The sequence below is a fragment of the Roseibium aggregatum genome (assembly GCF_014692675.1).
Classification (GTDB): domain Bacteria; phylum Pseudomonadota; class Alphaproteobacteria; order Rhizobiales; family Stappiaceae; genus Roseibium; species Roseibium aggregatum_C.
In genome coordinates, this window is record NZ_JABFCZ010000033.1 from 13,300 (window position 1) to 27,945 (window position 14,646).

Genomic DNA, 14,646 nt, shown 5'->3' on the forward strand with positions numbered 1-14,646 from the left:
GGAGCCGGCCCGTTCTTTTCACGCATCTTTTTCGATTGGCTGAACCAATGGCAACCGCTCATTCCCGCGTTGCGGCGCGGTTCATGATCTCACCTGCCGTGCTATTACTGCTTGGCTGGATGATCGTTCCGCTCTCCATGACCATCTATTTCTCGTTCCTCAGCTACAACCTGCTGATGCCGGGAATGGAAGAGTTCATCGGCTTCACCAACTACAGGTTCTTCCTGACCGATCCCGCGTTTTTCGCAGCACTTGCCAACACCCTTCTGCTGGTCGGCGGCGTGCTCGTCATCACCATCGTCGGCGGAACCGCACTCGCTCTGCTGCTCGATCAGCCGTTCTGGGGCCAGGGCATCGTCCGGATCCTTGTCATTGCCCCGTTCTTCGTCATGCCGACGGTTTCCGCGCTGGTGTGGAAGAACATGTTCATGAACCCGGTCAACGGCCTGTTCGCCCATCTGGCCAAGGCGATTGGGCTTGAGCCGTTCGACTTCCTCGCCCATGCCCCGCTCGCATCGATCATCCTGATCGTCGCCTGGCAGTGGCTCCCGTTCGCCACCCTGATCCTGCTGACCGCCCTGCAGTCACTCGACCAGGAGCAACTGGAAGCATCGGAGATGGACGGCGCCAATTTCGGCAACCGGTTCATCTATATCGTCCTGCCGCACATGGCCCGCGCCATCACGGTCGTGGTCCTGATCCAGACCATTTTCCTGCTGTCGGTCTTCGCCGAGATCCTGGTCACCACCAACGGCGGCCCGGGCTATGCGTCCACCAACATCACCTACCTCGTCTACGCCCAGTCGCTCCTTCAGTTCGACGTGGGCGGCGGTTCCGCCGGCGGCATCGTTGCCGTCATCCTGGCCAACATCGTTGCTGTCTTCCTGATGCGGATGATCGGCAAGAACCTGGAGGCCTGAGCATGGCACGGCGTGTTTCAAACCGGCGCAAGACCCTGGTGACGATTGTCGCCTGGGCCGTCGGCATCGCGATCTTCTTTCCGATTCTCTGGACAATCCTGACCAGCTTCAAGACCGAGGCCGAGGCGATCGCTTCGCCTCCGAAGTTCCTGTTCTTCGACTGGACGCTGGAGAACTATGCCGAGGTAAATTCCAGGTCGAACTACTTCCTGCACTTCATGAACTCGGTGATTATCTCCGTGGGCTCGACCCTGCTCGGACTGGCAATCGCCATCCCCGCCGCCTGGTCGATGGCCTTCGTGCCCGGCAAGCGGACGAAGGACGTGCTGATGTGGATGCTGTCCACGAAGATGCTGCCGCCGGTCGGCGTTCTGATCCCGATCTACCTTCTGTTCCGGGACAGCGGCCTTCTGGACACCCGGCTCGGACTGGTGATCGTCCTGACCCTGATCAACCTGCCGATCATCGTCTGGATGCTGTTCACCTACTTCAAGGAAATCCCGGGCGAGATCCTGGAGGCGGCCCGCATGGACGGCGCCGGCCTGTGGGAGGAAGTGGTCCACGTGCTCACCCCCATGGCGGTGCCAGGCATTGCCTCGACCCTTCTGCTCAACATCATCCTCGCCTGGAACGAGGCCTTCTGGACCCTCAACCTGACAGCGGCCAAGGCGGCGCCACTCACGGCCTTCATCGCCAGCTATTCCAGCCCGGAAGGCCTGTTCTACGCAAAACTCTCAGCCGCCTCGACCCTCGCCATCGCTCCGATCCTTGTTCTCGGCTGGTTCAGCCAGAAACAGCTGGTGCGCGGCCTGACCTTTGGCGCTGTGAAGTAGGAGCCGAACGATGGGAAAGATTTCACTCAAGAACGTCACCAAGGCCTTTGGCGAGGCCATGGTGATTCCATCGCTGGATCTGGAGATCGAAGACGGGGAATTCGTCGTCTTCGTCGGCCCCTCCGGCTGCGGCAAGTCCACGCTCCTGCGCCTGATCGCAGGGCTTGAGGACGTCACCTCGGGCGTGATCGAGATCGACGGCCGCGACGCCACCGAGGTCCCGCCGGCCAGGCGTGGTCTCGCCATGGTGTTCCAGTCCTATGCGCTTTATCCGCACATGTCGGTGCGCAAGAACATCGCCTTCCCGCTGAAGATGGCGAAGATGGATGCGGCCGAACAGGAACGGCGGGTCACCTCCGCGGCAAAGATCCTGAACCTGACCGACTATCTGGACCGCCGTCCGGGCCAGCTTTCGGGCGGCCAGCGCCAGCGCGTCGCCATCGGCCGGGCCATCGTGCGCGAACCGGCCGCCTTCCTGTTCGACGAACCCCTGTCGAACCTGGACGCCGCACTCCGGGTCAACATGCGCCTGGAAATCTCCGAACTGCACCAGTCGCTTGCGACCACCATGATCTACGTGACCCACGACCAGGTGGAGGCCATGACCATGGCCGACAAGATCGTCGTGTTGCATGCGGGCCGGATCGAACAGGTCGGATCGCCGCTGGACCTCTACCGGTCGCCGGCGAACAGGTTCGTCGCCGGCTTCATCGGTTCGCCCAAGATGAACTTCATCTCCGGCGCGGAAGCAGGCAAGCACGGCGCCCACACCATCGGTATCCGCCCCGAGCACCTGGCCCTGTCGACGACCGAAGGCGCATGGCAGGGCAAGGTCGCTGTTGCCGAGCACCTGGGTTCCGACACATTCCTTTATGTCAACGTCAACGGCATGGACCCGCTGACGGTTCGCACACAGGGCGAAGCCGGCATCCATCACGGCGATACGGTCTATATCTCTCCGGACGCAGAGCACCTGCACCGCTTCGATGCGAGCGGAAAGACGATCTGATGCAGCGTCTGGCGGACAAGACGGCCCTCATCACCGGCGCCGCGCGCGGCATCGGCAGGGCTTTCGCGGAAGCTTACGTGCGTGAAGGCGCCACCGTCGTCATTGCTGATATCGATCTGGGCCGGGCGAAGCAGACCGCGGCGGATATCGGGCCCAAGGCCCATGCCTGTGCGCTGGATGTCACCAGCCAGGCCTCCATCGACGACGCGGTTGCCGCCACCGTCCGCGACTTCGGCGGCATCGACATTCTGATCAACAATGCCGCCCTGTTCGACCTTGCCCCCATCGTCGAGATCACCCGTGACAGCTACGACCGGCTGTTTTCGATCAACCTGGCCGGCTGCCTGTTCACATTGCAGGCGGTCGCCAAGACCATGATCGCGCGCGGCAGGGGCGGCAAGATCATCAACATGGCGAGCCAGGCCGGACGCCGCGGCGAGCCCCTGGTTGCCGTCTACTGCGCCACCAAGGCCGCCGTCATCAGCCTGACCCAGTCCGCTGGCCTCGACCTGATCAAACACGGCATCAACGTGAACGCGATCGCGCCCGGCGTCGTCGACGGCGAACATTGGGACGGCGTCGACGCACTGTTTGCGAAATACGAACACCGAGCACCCGGCGAGAAGAAACGTCTCGTCGGCGAGGCCGTGCCCTTTGGGCGCATGGGAACCGCGGAAGACCTGACCGGCATGGCGGTTTTCCTGGCCGGCCCGGAAAGCGATTACATCGTCGCCCAGACCTACAACGTCGACGGCGGCAACTGGATGAGTTGACAAGCGGGTGTCCGGCCCTCCCTCCGGCCCCGCATTCCCTGTCCATGTCCCGACGGCAAACCGCTGCCGGGGCATGGACCAAGACATAAGAGGCGAACGTGGCAAGGAACTTGTCTCTGTCCACCCTGCCGGAAATCGACGCGAAGGTCGAAAAGCCGGCCTATGCTCGTGAAGATCTCACTCCGGGCATCGTGCACATCGGTGTCGGCAACTTTCACCGGGCCCATCAGGCGGTCTATCTCGACCGGCTGTTCAACAAGGGGCTGGACCATGACTGGGCCCTGATCGGCGCCGGCATCAAACCCTATGATGCGGCCATGCGCGACCGTCTGGCGCCCCAGGACTGGCTCACGACCGTTGTCGAACTGGACCCGGGCGGACTGAATGCCCGCATCACCGGCGCGATGATCGACTTCACGGAAACCGACCCGACCAGCCTGATCGCGACCCTGATAAGGCCGGAGATCCGGATCGTGTCGCTGACCATCACCGAAGGTGGTTATTACGTCGACGCCAAGACCGGCGGCTTCGACGGCACGCATCCGGATATCGCCCATGATGCGGAAAACCCGGGCGATCCGCAGACGGTCTTCGGCATCCTGATTGCCGCCCTTGGACTGCGCAAGGACAACGGTATTGCCCCTTTCACTGTGCTATCGTGCGACAACCTCCCCGAAAACGGCTACGTGGCCCGACAGGCACTGGTCGGCCTTGCCCGGCTCATGGCGCCGGATCTCGCCGGCTGGATCGAGGCGGATGTTGCCTTCCCCAACAGCATGGTCGACTGCATCACGCCGGCGACCTCCGACCGGGAACGCACTCTGGTCCGGAATAAGTTCGGCATCGAGGATGCCGCCCCCGTCGCCTGCGAACCGTTCCGCCAATGGGTGATGGAAGACCGCTTCCCGACCGGGCGGCCGCGCCTGGAGGAAGTCGGCGTCGAATTCGTTGCCGATGTGGCGCCTTACGAACTGATGAAGCTGCGCATCCTGAACGGCGGCCATGCGGCCATTGCCTATCCGTCGGCACTGCTCGGCCATACCTATGTCCACGAGGCCATGGCCGATCCCGAAATCGCCGGCTGGCTGGATCGGCTGATCCGCAGCGAGGTCATCCCGGTGGTGCCGAAGATCCCGGGTATCTCTTTTGAGACCTATCTGCAAACCTGCGCGGAGCGGTTCGCCAATCCGGCCGTCGGCGACACCGTCGCCCGCCTGTGCCTGGACGGGTCGAACCGCCAGCCGAAATTCATCCTGCCGACCATCGCCGACGCCCTTCGCTCCGGCCGGTCCATCGAGGGCCTGGCGCTGGAAGTGGCCTTCTGGTGCCGCTATTGCGCCGAAACCGCGGTTGTCGCGAACGATATCCCGCTGGAGGACGAACGCCGGGAACTCCTTCAGTCCGCGGCACTGGCGGCCCGTGACGATCCTGCCGTCTTCCTTGAAATCGGGGAGGTGTTCGGAGATCTCGGCCGGGACGAAAGGTTCAGATCCGCCTTTTCCCGGCAATTGGAAACGGTCTGGAAAGACGGCACGCGCGCGGTCCTGCAGCGGTTCCTGGAAAAAGTCGCCTGATCGATGGACGTTTAGGCCACGGCGCGGCCGCGGGCAGAGAACAACGTCCCGACGCCGTTCGCCCTGGTTTCCAGGCCGCACAGCCGGCACATGTGCCAGGCCAGCACCTGATTGCTCGACAGGACCGGCTTTCCGGTTCGGGCCTCGATGTCCGGGATGACGTCCAGCGTGCGCAGGTTGGTGCAGGAAACGAAGACGGCTTCCACGGCGGAGCCCAGGGCGAGGTCCTGCGCCGCCTTTGCCGCCGAGGCTCCGGTAATCCGCGCGACAACCGCCTCCTCGGCAGTTTCGAATGAGCCGAAAGCGGGCGTTTCGATACCGTTTTCGGCCAGAACGTTGCGCATCCGCGAAGACACTTCCGCCACATAAGGCGACAGGAACGCCAGCCGGCTGATGCCCAGGTGCCCGCAGGCTGCAATAAGCGCCGACACGGGTTCCGTGACGGCTCGCGTGTTGGCTCCGCCATGAACGAGGTCGGCGATCTTCTTCACCCCGATAACCGAGGTTCCCGACGTGCAGCCGTAACCGACCGCATCGAACCGCGCCGGCCGCGGCAGCAGGCCGGCACTTTGCCCGATATGATGCTCCATTTCCGACAGGGTACTTGCCGTGACTTCCTCGCCGCTCGGCACGCGGGACACATGCAAGGTCGCCTCGGACGGGAGAAGCCGACGGAAATCGTTCTCGATCGTCTCGTCCGACTGCAGGACGACCAGCCCCAGACGCGGCTCGTCGCGTTTCTCGACGTCATAAGGAATTCGCACCACGGCAACCGATCCTTTCCATGGTCCGCCGGCCCGGACAGAAAGACGCCGGAGAGTGTCCCATTGGCGCTTGAGCTTTTCATCCCCTTGGTACTTGCACTAAGATTAGCAGGGAAAATTGATCTCAAAACCCGTTTGAATTCCGGCATTTGAAAAACAAAAACAAAATTGCCCGGAGAAATGACCGGATAATATCATCATGGAAATGTCCGCTTCCGACCTGACGATCCTCCGGCTGCTGCAGAACAACGCACGCGAACGTCTCGAGACCATTGCGGCCGAAACCGGGCTTTCCGTTGCCACTGTCCAAAGGCGCATCCGAAACCTGAAGGCCGAAGGCGTGATCCTCGCCGAGGAGGCGCTGATCTCGCCCAAGGCGGTCGGCTACACGATGACCTTCCTCGTCATGGTGGAGCTGGAGCGCGAGCGGATCGACCAGATCGACGCCTTCCGGAGAAAGGCGAAGGGCGAGCCGCAGGTGCAGCAGTGCTACTACATCACCGGCGAGGCGGATTTCGCCCTCATCGTCCTGGCAAAGGACATGGAGGACTACGAACAGCTGACCCACCGGCTGTTCTTCGAGGATTCCAACGTGAAGCGGTTCCGCACATCCGTGGTCATGGACCGGACCAAGGTCGGGATGAATATCCCCCTGGGCTGAGCCTTCAGGCGGAAAGCTGTGTTTCCACCAGCCGCACCCAGACTTCGGCTCCCCGTGCCAGGATATCATCGTTGAAATCGTAAGCCGGGTTGTGCAGCGCGCGGCCATGGGACCCGTTAGTTCCATTGCCGAGAAAGAAATAGGCTCCGGGCCTGTGTTCCAGCATGGCGCCGAAGTCGTCGGACGCCATCAGCGGCGCGCACTCTGCATCGACGCTCGCGGCACCGGCGACATCGGCGGCCACACCCGCCACGATCTCCGCCTCGCGCGCGGTGTTGATCGTGGAGGTGAATTCCCGATTGTAGCTGACCTTGGACAAGCAGCCGCCGGCGTCGCAAAGACCGGCAACGATGCGCTTCATGGTCGCCTCGATCATGCGGCTGACCTCGGGGGTGAAGGAGCGTGCATCCCCGGTGATCGTCACCTCGCCCGGAATGACATTGCGGGCGCCGTTGGTCGCAAAATCGGTCACCGACACCACCGCGTCGTCGAGCGGATTCAGCTGCCGCGACACGATCGTCTGCAAGGCCATGACGACCTGCGCGCCGGCAACGATCGGATCGATGCCCTTGTGGGGCATGGCCGCATGGGTTCCCTTGCCGGTGATATCGATCCGGAACGTGTCCTCGCACGCCATGACCGGTCCGGACCGGACAGCAATCCGGCCGGCTTCCAGACCCGGCAGATTGTGGAGCCCGTAGACAGCGTCCACGGGGAAGCGGTCGAACAGACCGTCGTCGATCATGGCGCGCGCGCCGCGCCCGTTTTCCTCGTCCGGCTGAAAAATGAAGACGGCGGTCCCGTTGAAATTTCCATGTGCGGCCAAGTGCGCCGCCGCCCCCAGAAGCATCGTGGTGTGGCCGTCATGACCGCAGGCGTGCATCTTGCCGGGCTCGACGGACCGATAGGCGAATTCATTCTGCTCTGTGATCGGCAAGGCATCCATATCCGCCCGAATGCCGATCCCCCGATTACCGATGCCGCGCCGGAGAACCCCGACGACGCCCGTCCCGCCGATGCCTTCGTGAACCTCGACCCCGGCGGCCCGCAACTCGTCGGCGACAAGCCGCGCTGTGCGCTTTTCGGTAAAGCCCAGCTCGGGGTGCTGATGAAGGTCCTGGCGCCAGTCCCGCATCCGGGAGCACAGGTCGTCTGCAAGACCGCTCTTGCCGGACGGCGCCGGTTCAACTCCAGATCCCATGAATAAACGTGCCTTGCCGTTTGTGCGAATGACAGCTTCGCCAGTTTGCCGTCTTCAACTGAATTGAACAGATAGCAAAAGCCATCAAAGTTGCGATATTTTTTCATCTACCTAGGAAATTTGATGTCTTGGCATCTAACACCTGCCCTATCGTGCTACCTATGAAACTCGAAAACGCACGAACAGATACCGCCCCCGCCCTCCGCATGTTCCGGTCCGAACCGGACCGTCCGATGGCGATGCTACGGCAGTGCCCCGCCTACCAGGTAACGCCGCTCCGGCAATTGCCTGCGCTGGCGGAGGAATTCGGAGTTGGCGCGCTCACCGTCAAGGACGAGACGCAGCGCATGCGCCTCGGCAGCTTCAAGGCCCTTGGCGGTGTCTTCGCGATCGCCCAGATGCTGGAAGATGCCTGCGGCACCACGGATCTGACGAGCGCACAGGCGCGCAAGGTCGCGGGCGAGATGACATTCATCACCGCCAGTGCCGGCAATCACGGACTGTCGGTAGCCGCCGGAGCCCGCATCTTCGGCGCCCGCGGGTTTATCGTGCTCAGCAGCAGTGTGCCTGAGGGCTTCGCCGAAAGAATACGAAACACCGGAAGCTACATCATCCGCGTCAACGGCTCCTACGAGGACAGCGTCCAATACGCGATCGACTCGGCGGAGAAAAACGGCTGGCTGCTCCTGGCCGACGGCTCCTGGGAGGGCTACACCGAACGCCCGGCACTGATCATGGAAGGCTATACGGTTCTGGCCGAGGAATGCCGACAGGAGTTCGAAAAAACCGGCACCTGGCCGACCCATGTCTTTCTGCAGGCCGGGGTCGGTGGTCTGGCCGGTGCCGTTGCCGCACATATTCGCGACCATTGGGCGGTCCAGCCGAAAATCGTCGTCGTCGAACCGGAGGCAGCCCCCTGCCTCCTGAAAAGCGTCGAGGCCGGGAAGCTGACCCGGGCCGACGGTCCCGCATCGAACATGGGCCGCCTCGACTGCAAGGATGCGTCCCTGATCGCCTTCGACGCCCTGCGCCGGGACGCGGACATGTTCGTGACCGTTTCGGACGCGGAAGCCGAACAAGCAGCCCGCCTCTACGCAGCCCAGGGCATTTCCACCACGCCCAGCGGAGCGGCGCCGCTTGCCGCGTTGAAAAACATGCAGCCCGGTCCGGATGCCCGCTGCCTTCTGATCGCGACCGAGGGACCGGAGCAGGTCTGACCTGCGGTCAGCCAAATGCCACTACTGCAAGGATATCTGGATGCGATTGGGGCGTTCGCCCCATACAGCGTGCCCGACCGGTCTGGCACCTTTCCGTCATCGACAAACCGATGACGCCCGCTCCGAGAGAGCACACAGGAAAGGAACAGACCCATGAAATTCTTTGCAAAAACCGCAACCGCCGCCGCCATGCTTGCCGTCGCAGGCGCCGCTTCCCTGTCCCTGACGGGCCAGGCTTCCGCCGGCTTCGACATCTGCAAGAAGGTCCACATCACGGTGCAGAACAACACCGGCGGACCGATCCAGCTTTTCGACCTCGACTACCGCGATTTCGGTTCCAATCGCTGGCGTTCTGAGAACACCCCGAACCGGGTGATCCGCAACGGCGGCTCCTTCAGCGTGACCCGCAACCTGGAAGGCGTGAACAACGCCAAGACCTATGTCCGGGTCCAGTTCCGCAAGCTGAAGTCCAACGGCAAGTGGGACCATTCCAAGTACTGGTACGCGGACTCCGGCACGTCCATCTGTTCGCGCGGCCAGAGCTACCGCATCGTCTTCCGCTAAGCGCACATTCGACGGAAAACGGCGCACCGTTCCCCCGGTGCGCCGTTTTCCGTAAATCAGTCACGACCTATCAGAAAGAAGGATCAGAGTTCCTTGGACGGATCGATCATGCCTTCCTTGAGGGCGCGCGCCATGAGCTGGGGAACGGAATGAACGTTCAGTTTCTGCATCAGGCTGGTGCGGTGCTTGTCGACCGTCTTGATGCTGATTCCGAGCCCCTCGGCGATTTCCTTGTTGGAGCGCCCGGCCAGGATCATGTTCAGCGTCTGCCGCTCCCGGTCGGTCAGGACCGGCGGGCGCGGCGTTTCCTCCAGGATCTTCAGGAAGTACTCCGAGATATGCCGCTGGCCGCGCAGGATGCCGGGCAGTTTCCGATAGAATTCCGTGTTGTCGGAGGCTTTGGAGAAAAGCCCGTCGACACCGGCTTCGATGAGATCGGAGACAAGACCGACCGCCGAGATGCCGGTCAGCACAACCACCTTCGTTTCCTTCGACCAGCGCCTTGCCTCGACCAGTACCTCGACCCCGCCGGCCATGGGCATGGACACATCGAGCAGCAAGAGGCTGGGTCGGTGCTTCCTGATTTCGGCAATCGCGCTGAGGCCGTCGCCGGCTTCCGCAAGCACCTTGATTCCTTCCGGTTCGATCAGGCCCGGCTTTTCCAGTGCATCCTTGAGCCCTGCGCGTACAATTGCATGATCGTCGGCAATAATTGCATTGTATCTTTGTTCGTTCACGGCTCACGATCCATTCGATGCTGTCCCGTCAAATCTGACATGCCTTTGGGGAAATGACCAGAATTCTGCGCCTGAGCCTGTTTCTCTTCGTGAGCCTGTTCCTGTCCGGCATGTCGCATGCGGAGACGGTGAACCTGCAGCCGGGACACGGCGTCGCCGATCTGAAGCCGCACCTGACCTACACAAGTGATCCCAAGGCATCGCTGGGCGAAATCCTGAAACGGTTCCGGGACGGCCAATTCGGTCCGGACATGGAAGCCTCCCTGCTGGCGACGAACTACGCGCCGGAAGCCTGGGCCGCGGTCGAGATCTACAATGCGACCATTGACGATGGCCGCGACCCGGATCCGTTCGTCCTGACCATCGACCTGCCGCTGGTCAGCGAAGTCGATGCCTATGTCGTCCGGGACAGCGGCCTGACCGAGAACCTGATCGACTACTCGATTTTCGAACCCTTCGTTCCCGAGGCGCATTCCGTTACCCGGCTAAGGACGCCTGTTTTCACCATCGCGCCGCAGGAACGCGTGACGCTCATGGTCAATTTCAAGTTCGGTCCGTTCCAGTCCTTCAACATGGCCCTGGAAACCCCGGTCGAACTCGAAGCTTCCGCCTTTGCCGCCGGCATCGGCGAGACGGCCTTTTACGCCTTCACAATTTCCTGCCTGATCTTTTTCCTCGGCTTCCACTTGGCGATGAAGAACTGGATCGGTCTGCTCTACGCCATTCAGTTCGCCGTCGGACTCGGCATCCTCGCCTATATCGACGGCCTGTGGTTCCGGTTCTTCTTTCCCGACAATCCGGATCTACAGTCGCCGGTGGGTTTCTTCCTGCTGTTTTCCCTGTCCGCCAACGGCTTCCTGATCTCCGCCCAGTCCCTCGTCCGCGACGGCAAGAGACCGACGCTTTCAAAGGTTCTGGCAGCCCTTGCCATCCTGCCGGTCGCCGGGTTCGCCCTCTCGTTCTATTCGCCGGGCACCTACACCGCCTTCTTCGGCTACGTGCTTCTCGCGCTGATGTTCGTCGCGGTTTTCGTCACCAGCATGGACTGGCGAAAACACGAAGGACCGATCCATCTGACGGGGGTGCTGATTTCGGCCCTCGGCATGGTCCTGATCATTGCGATGATCGCGGCGATTGTGATCGGCAGCCGCGCGGAACTCATTCCGGCGGCCATCGCGGTCAAAGGCATCTTCTCCATCCTCATGGTGTCCACCATGACCGGCCTGACCGCCCATATCATCAACCTGCGCCGGAACCACGCCAAGGCCGTGGAGGCCCAACTGGTAGCTCTCGAAGCGGAAGCCAGGCGCAGCCAGGAACTCCTCGTCGCCGAACGCAACTACACCCGCGCCCGGGAACTGGCGAGCCTGCGCCAGCGGCAACTGGCGACCGCCTCCCACGACCTGAAACAGCCGATCATGTCTCTCAGGATGAATTTCGACAGCCTCGCCGAACATGTCGCGCCGGAGGTGAGACAGAGGCTGAAGGAAGCCTTCGACTACATGGAGGCGCTCTCCAACGACTACTTGCGGGAAACGACGCCAGAGCAGCCGGAAGACGGTCAGGAGGAAGCAAGCGGGATCGAAGAAACACCGGCAGAGGAGCAGGAAGTCTACGAGGTCTCCCTCGTGCTCGACACCGTGCACCAGATGTTCAACGAGGAGGCCATTTCAAAGGGCCTCCGGCTGCGCAGGGTTCCGTCGAGCAAGACAATTGCCGTGCCGCCGCTCATCCTCATGCGCATCGTCAGCAACCTGGTCTCCAACGCGGTGAAATATACCCGGGCCGGCAGCGTCCTTATCGGCGTTCGCGACCGGGGCAAGACAATCGATCTCTGCGTCCTGGACACGGGAACCGGCATGGACGCCGACGAGATCGAGGACTTCTCGCACGCCTACAACAAGGGCGAGACCTCGACCGGCCACGGCCTGGGCCTGTCCGTCTGTTACGAGCTATCGAAAGACAACGGCATGGACCTCACCTGCCACTCCGAAAAGGGAAAGGGAACCAGCTTCACCCTGACCATCCCGCGCGCGGCATGAACGAGGCCGTTCCCGGGACCGTTCGGGCCTGCCGACAACCGAGTTTCCTCAACGTCATCCTTGAGCTAAAGTTCGCAAAACGACGTGAGGCGAAGACCATGCTGGCTCGGTTTGTTGTTCTGAATTTTTTCCTGATCCTGTTTGCCGGCCTTGCCGTTCTCGAAGCCTCTGCGAAGAACCTGAGAGCTTCCAATTCCGAGGTCGCTGCCTTCCTGAAAGCCGATATCAACAAGGACAGGGTGCTGTCGAAAAGCGAATTCAGGACCTTCATTCGCGCGTTGGCGGATTTCGGCCAGTCGACGGCGAAAAAGATCCGCTTCTTCGGGGTCTATGGCTATGCCTTTTCCATCGTCGACAAGAACAAGGACGGCATCGTCACACCGCAGGAAATGCGGTCGGCGGACGACGATTTCCGGAAGGGGAAATAACGGATCCGCCTGACCGCTGGTGGCTACCCCTACTGCCAGGCTGTCAATTGGGCTGAAGCCGTATGGACTTGGCCTTGTTCCTGAACAGCCTCACACGATATTCGACGCTCTCACCGACAAGCTCCACGACCCTCGGCTTCCGGCCGTCGCGGGTCACCTCGTAAGTGCCTTCCGGGACGTTTTTGATCTCGAGTGTCCGCGTTCTGGATCCCATGCAATCGGCGGGACCGATCTTGCTTGTCTTCTTCAGCGGCTTGAAAAGAAAGCTCCCGCTGATCTCGATCCGTCGCGCGGCCTTGTCGAAGGATACCGAAAAATACTCCGTCAGCTTTCCACCTGAGTGGCCCGACCGGCATCCGGTAAAAAAGGTGACGCGAACCGTCTGGTCTTCGGCCGTCCAGCGGAAATCCATATTCGAACGGATTTTTCTGTAACCGCCGTCCGCCGCATCTGCGGCAAAAGCGTTGGTCATGAACGCTGCCCCCATCAGGGCGGCGCAGGCAATGGCTTTCAAGGTCCTGGTTGTCATCGATCCGATCCTTTCCTGTGTCGATGGAAGGAGGATCGCGGAAGATGCGCTCAGGTCCCATGGGGGCGACACCCCATTCGGTGGATGTTTGGAACAGTCTCGTCAGACACCGGGTGCGGAAGGGGCGCCCGCAAGTGTGCGTCGGTTGAACCCGCCGTTTTCTGAGCCTATCCTTGCCAAAAAACTGAAAAATGGGGGGAAAGAACATGCCGTTTTCGACCGAAAACAAGCAGCCGCAGGCAGTTTTCGCGCCTGCCTCACGGATCTCGAACGGGTGGCTCACAGCCCGAATGCGGATCAAGACAATCTGTGTTGCGATCGCCCTGATGCTGACGGCCTCCCCGGCATTCGCCAAGTCGACCGGCTGGCAGTCGATGAAAGAGTTTCGCAAGAGCGTCGAAAAACTGATCAGCACCGGCTATGCGCCGACCCGCTTCAGCGTGCGGATGAAAGGCAGCAAGCCCGAGTTCAACGCGGTGTTCAGCAACAAGTCCTTCTTCTCCTACTCCTTCACCGTCCACGACTCGCGCGACTCGGCCGAAGCCGAAATCGAGCTGCATCGCGACCCCGGTCCCGGAATGATCGACAAGCTCTGCCTCGCGAATTTCGCCCGGGCGCAGGGTGCCGGAAAGGAATACTGGATCATTTACCTCGTGGATCCCAAACAGTCCGGATATCGCTGCAAGAAAATGCCATCCAGTTGAGGGGCCTGCGTTTTTTCCGCGGATCGCAGTTCGGGATGTGGCAGGACACCGGCAACGCCACGCCGGTTGAACCCGCCCCTTTCCGAGCCTATCCTCGGCAATTATTTTTTTAAAGCAAGGTGATCGATAATGCCGTTTTCGACCGACGACAAACAACCGCCGGCTATTTTCACGACTGCCTCATTCCTCCGGAAGGAGAGACAGACAGCCCGATCAGGTTTCAGGACAATCATTATTGCCCTCGCCCTGACACTGTCCGCCTCCCCCGTGCTCGCCAAGTCGACCGGCTGGCAATCCAGGAAAGATTTTGACCGGATTACCGCGAAATTCATGAACGACTTCCGCCCTCCGATCCGCTTCAGCGTGAGAATGAAAGGCAACAAGCCCGAGTTCAATGCGGTCTTCGGCGACCAGGCCTATTTCGGCTATTCCTTCACCATACAGGAGTCGCGTGCCGCGGCCGAGGCAATAATCGAGACTCATGAGACTGCAGATCCGAATGCCCTTCCTGGAATGATTGAAAAGTACTGCCTCGCGAAATTCGCTCACGCGCAGGGTGCGGGAAAGGACTACTGGATGATTTTCATGACGGACTCGAAAGAGTCCGGCTATCCCTGCATCAAACTGCCGGCCAACTGACAGGCCGGCGCTCTGCGGGCGGACCTGGGCGGGGTTCTGCGGGTTTGCGCA

At 61.5% G+C, this 14,646-nt stretch carries 16 protein-coding genes; 12 read left to right on the forward strand and 4 right to left on the reverse strand.

Annotated elements, in window-relative coordinates:
* The first annotated feature begins 47 nt into the window (after positions 1-47).
* From HK439_RS23535 to HK439_RS23555, 5 genes are all read left to right on the forward strand, one after another.
* Positions 48-920, forward strand: coding sequence for a carbohydrate ABC transporter permease (locus tag HK439_RS23535; RefSeq protein ID WP_190293939.1), 873 nt, complete (start codon positions 48-50; stop codon positions 918-920).
* Between the two features lie 2 nt (positions 921-922).
* Entirely contained in the window at positions 923-1,753 is an 831-nt protein-coding gene (locus HK439_RS23540; RefSeq protein ID WP_190293940.1) for a carbohydrate ABC transporter permease, read from the forward strand.
* Between the two features lie 10 nt (positions 1,754-1,763).
* A complete protein-coding gene (locus HK439_RS23545) occupies positions 1,764-2,762 on the forward strand; it encodes an ABC transporter ATP-binding protein (RefSeq protein WP_190293941.1) in 999 nt (332 codons plus the stop codon).
* Positions 2,762-3,535: an L-iditol 2-dehydrogenase gene (locus tag HK439_RS23550; RefSeq protein ID WP_190293942.1), complete on the forward strand. Its 774-nt coding sequence runs from the start codon at positions 2,762-2,764 to the stop codon at positions 3,533-3,535. Before HK439_RS23545 ends, HK439_RS23550 begins: the two co-directional genes overlap by 1 nt.
* Positions 3,536-3,633: 98 nt before the next feature.
* A complete protein-coding gene (locus HK439_RS23555; protein WP_190293943.1) occupies positions 3,634-5,109 on the forward strand; it encodes a mannitol dehydrogenase family protein in 1,476 nt (491 codons plus the stop codon).
* 11 nt (positions 5,110-5,120) lie between these two features.
* On the opposite strand, the gene HK439_RS23560 is transcribed toward HK439_RS23555, so the two are convergent.
* Positions 5,121-5,876 carry an Asp/Glu racemase gene (locus HK439_RS23560; RefSeq protein ID WP_328804230.1) on the reverse strand — a complete coding sequence of 252 codons (756 nt, stop codon included), beginning with the start codon at positions 5,874-5,876 and terminating at the stop codon, positions 5,121-5,123.
* Positions 5,877-6,072: 196 nt separating this feature from the next.
* On the opposite strand from HK439_RS23560, the gene HK439_RS23565 reads away from it, so the two are divergent.
* A complete protein-coding gene (locus HK439_RS23565) occupies positions 6,073-6,534 on the forward strand; it encodes an Lrp/AsnC family transcriptional regulator (RefSeq protein WP_190293944.1) in 462 nt (153 codons plus the stop codon).
* A 4-nt stretch (positions 6,535-6,538) separates the two neighbouring features.
* Here the strand turns inward: HK439_RS23565 and HK439_RS23570 are convergent, their stop codons facing one another.
* Positions 6,539-7,735, reverse strand: a complete 1,197-nt coding sequence (locus HK439_RS23570) for a M20 aminoacylase family protein (protein WP_235988079.1) — start codon at positions 7,733-7,735, stop codon at positions 6,539-6,541.
* A 206-nt stretch (positions 7,736-7,941) separates the two neighbouring features.
* On the opposite strand from HK439_RS23570, the gene HK439_RS23575 reads away from it, so the two are divergent.
* Together HK439_RS23575 and HK439_RS23580 are read left to right on the forward strand one after the other, a co-directional pair.
* Positions 7,942-8,952 carry a diaminopropionate ammonia-lyase gene (locus HK439_RS23575; RefSeq protein WP_268956961.1) on the forward strand — a complete coding sequence of 337 codons (1,011 nt, stop codon included), beginning with the start codon at positions 7,942-7,944 and terminating at the stop codon, positions 8,950-8,952.
* A 153-nt stretch (positions 8,953-9,105) separates the two neighbouring features.
* On the forward strand, positions 9,106-9,516 hold the full coding sequence (locus tag HK439_RS23580; RefSeq protein WP_190293946.1) for a hypothetical protein: 411 nt from the start codon (positions 9,106-9,108) through the stop codon (positions 9,514-9,516).
* A gap of 83 nt (positions 9,517-9,599) precedes the next feature.
* On the opposite strand, the gene HK439_RS27295 is transcribed toward HK439_RS23580, so the two are convergent.
* Positions 9,600-10,253 (reverse strand): LuxR C-terminal-related transcriptional regulator, encoded by a 654-nt coding sequence (locus HK439_RS27295; RefSeq protein ID WP_190293947.1) that lies wholly within the window; start codon positions 10,251-10,253, stop codon positions 9,600-9,602.
* A 53-nt stretch (positions 10,254-10,306) separates the two neighbouring features.
* Between HK439_RS27295 and HK439_RS23590 the strand changes: the two genes are divergently transcribed.
* Both HK439_RS23590 and HK439_RS23595 read left to right on the forward strand, forming a co-directional pair.
* On the forward strand, positions 10,307-12,295 hold the full coding sequence (locus HK439_RS23590) for a sensor histidine kinase (protein WP_190293948.1): 1,989 nt from the start codon (positions 10,307-10,309) through the stop codon (positions 12,293-12,295).
* A gap of 98 nt (positions 12,296-12,393) precedes the next feature.
* On the forward strand, positions 12,394-12,723 hold the full coding sequence (locus HK439_RS23595; protein WP_190293949.1) for a hypothetical protein: 330 nt from the start codon (positions 12,394-12,396) through the stop codon (positions 12,721-12,723).
* Between the two features lie 43 nt (positions 12,724-12,766).
* Here the strand turns inward: HK439_RS23595 and HK439_RS23600 are convergent, their stop codons facing one another.
* Positions 12,767-13,252: a hypothetical protein gene (locus tag HK439_RS23600; protein WP_190293950.1), complete on the reverse strand. Its 486-nt coding sequence runs from the start codon at positions 13,250-13,252 to the stop codon at positions 12,767-12,769.
* 206 nt (positions 13,253-13,458) lie between these two features.
* Here HK439_RS23600 and HK439_RS23605 point away from each other — a divergent pair, with 206 nt between their 5' ends.
* Positions 13,459-13,956, forward strand: coding sequence for a hypothetical protein (locus HK439_RS23605; protein WP_190293951.1), 498 nt, complete (start codon positions 13,459-13,461; stop codon positions 13,954-13,956).
* 129 nt (positions 13,957-14,085) lie between these two features.
* On the forward strand, positions 14,086-14,595 hold the full coding sequence (locus HK439_RS23610; RefSeq protein ID WP_190293952.1) for a hypothetical protein: 510 nt from the start codon (positions 14,086-14,088) through the stop codon (positions 14,593-14,595).
* The last annotated feature ends 51 nt before the right edge of the window (positions 14,596-14,646 follow it).

Bases quoted from the DNA above. Each gene is read 5' to 3' on its own strand.
- HK439_RS23575 (WP_268956961.1), top strand. From the start codon at position 7,942: ATGTTCCGGTCCGAACCGGACCGTCCGATGGCGATGCTACGGCAGTGC.
- HK439_RS23580 (WP_190293946.1), top strand. From the start codon at position 9,106: ATGAAATTCTTTGCAAAAACCGCAACCGCCGCCGCCATGCTTGCCGTC.
- HK439_RS23540 (WP_190293940.1), top strand. From the start codon at position 923: ATGGCACGGCGTGTTTCAAACCGGCGCAAGACCCTGGTGACGATTGTC.
- HK439_RS23610 (WP_190293952.1), top strand. From the start codon at position 14,086: ATGCCGTTTTCGACCGACGACAAACAACCGCCGGCTATTTTCACGACT.
- HK439_RS23570 (WP_235988079.1), bottom strand. From the start codon at position 7,735: ATGGGATCTGGAGTTGAACCGGCGCCGTCCGGCAAGAGCGGTCTTGCA.
- HK439_RS23605 (WP_190293951.1), top strand. From the start codon at position 13,459: ATGCCGTTTTCGACCGAAAACAAGCAGCCGCAGGCAGTTTTCGCGCCT.
- HK439_RS23565 (WP_190293944.1), top strand. From the start codon at position 6,073: ATGGAAATGTCCGCTTCCGACCTGACGATCCTCCGGCTGCTGCAGAAC.
- HK439_RS23595 (WP_190293949.1), top strand. From the start codon at position 12,394: ATGCTGGCTCGGTTTGTTGTTCTGAATTTTTTCCTGATCCTGTTTGCC.
- HK439_RS23545 (WP_190293941.1), top strand. From the start codon at position 1,764: ATGGGAAAGATTTCACTCAAGAACGTCACCAAGGCCTTTGGCGAGGCC.
- HK439_RS23590 (WP_190293948.1), top strand. From the start codon at position 10,307: ATGACCAGAATTCTGCGCCTGAGCCTGTTTCTCTTCGTGAGCCTGTTC.
- HK439_RS23600 (WP_190293950.1), bottom strand. From the start codon at position 13,252: ATGACAACCAGGACCTTGAAAGCCATTGCCTGCGCCGCCCTGATGGGG.
- HK439_RS23550 (WP_190293942.1), top strand. From the start codon at position 2,762: ATGCAGCGTCTGGCGGACAAGACGGCCCTCATCACCGGCGCCGCGCGC.
- HK439_RS23535 (WP_190293939.1), top strand. From the start codon at position 48: ATGGCAACCGCTCATTCCCGCGTTGCGGCGCGGTTCATGATCTCACCT.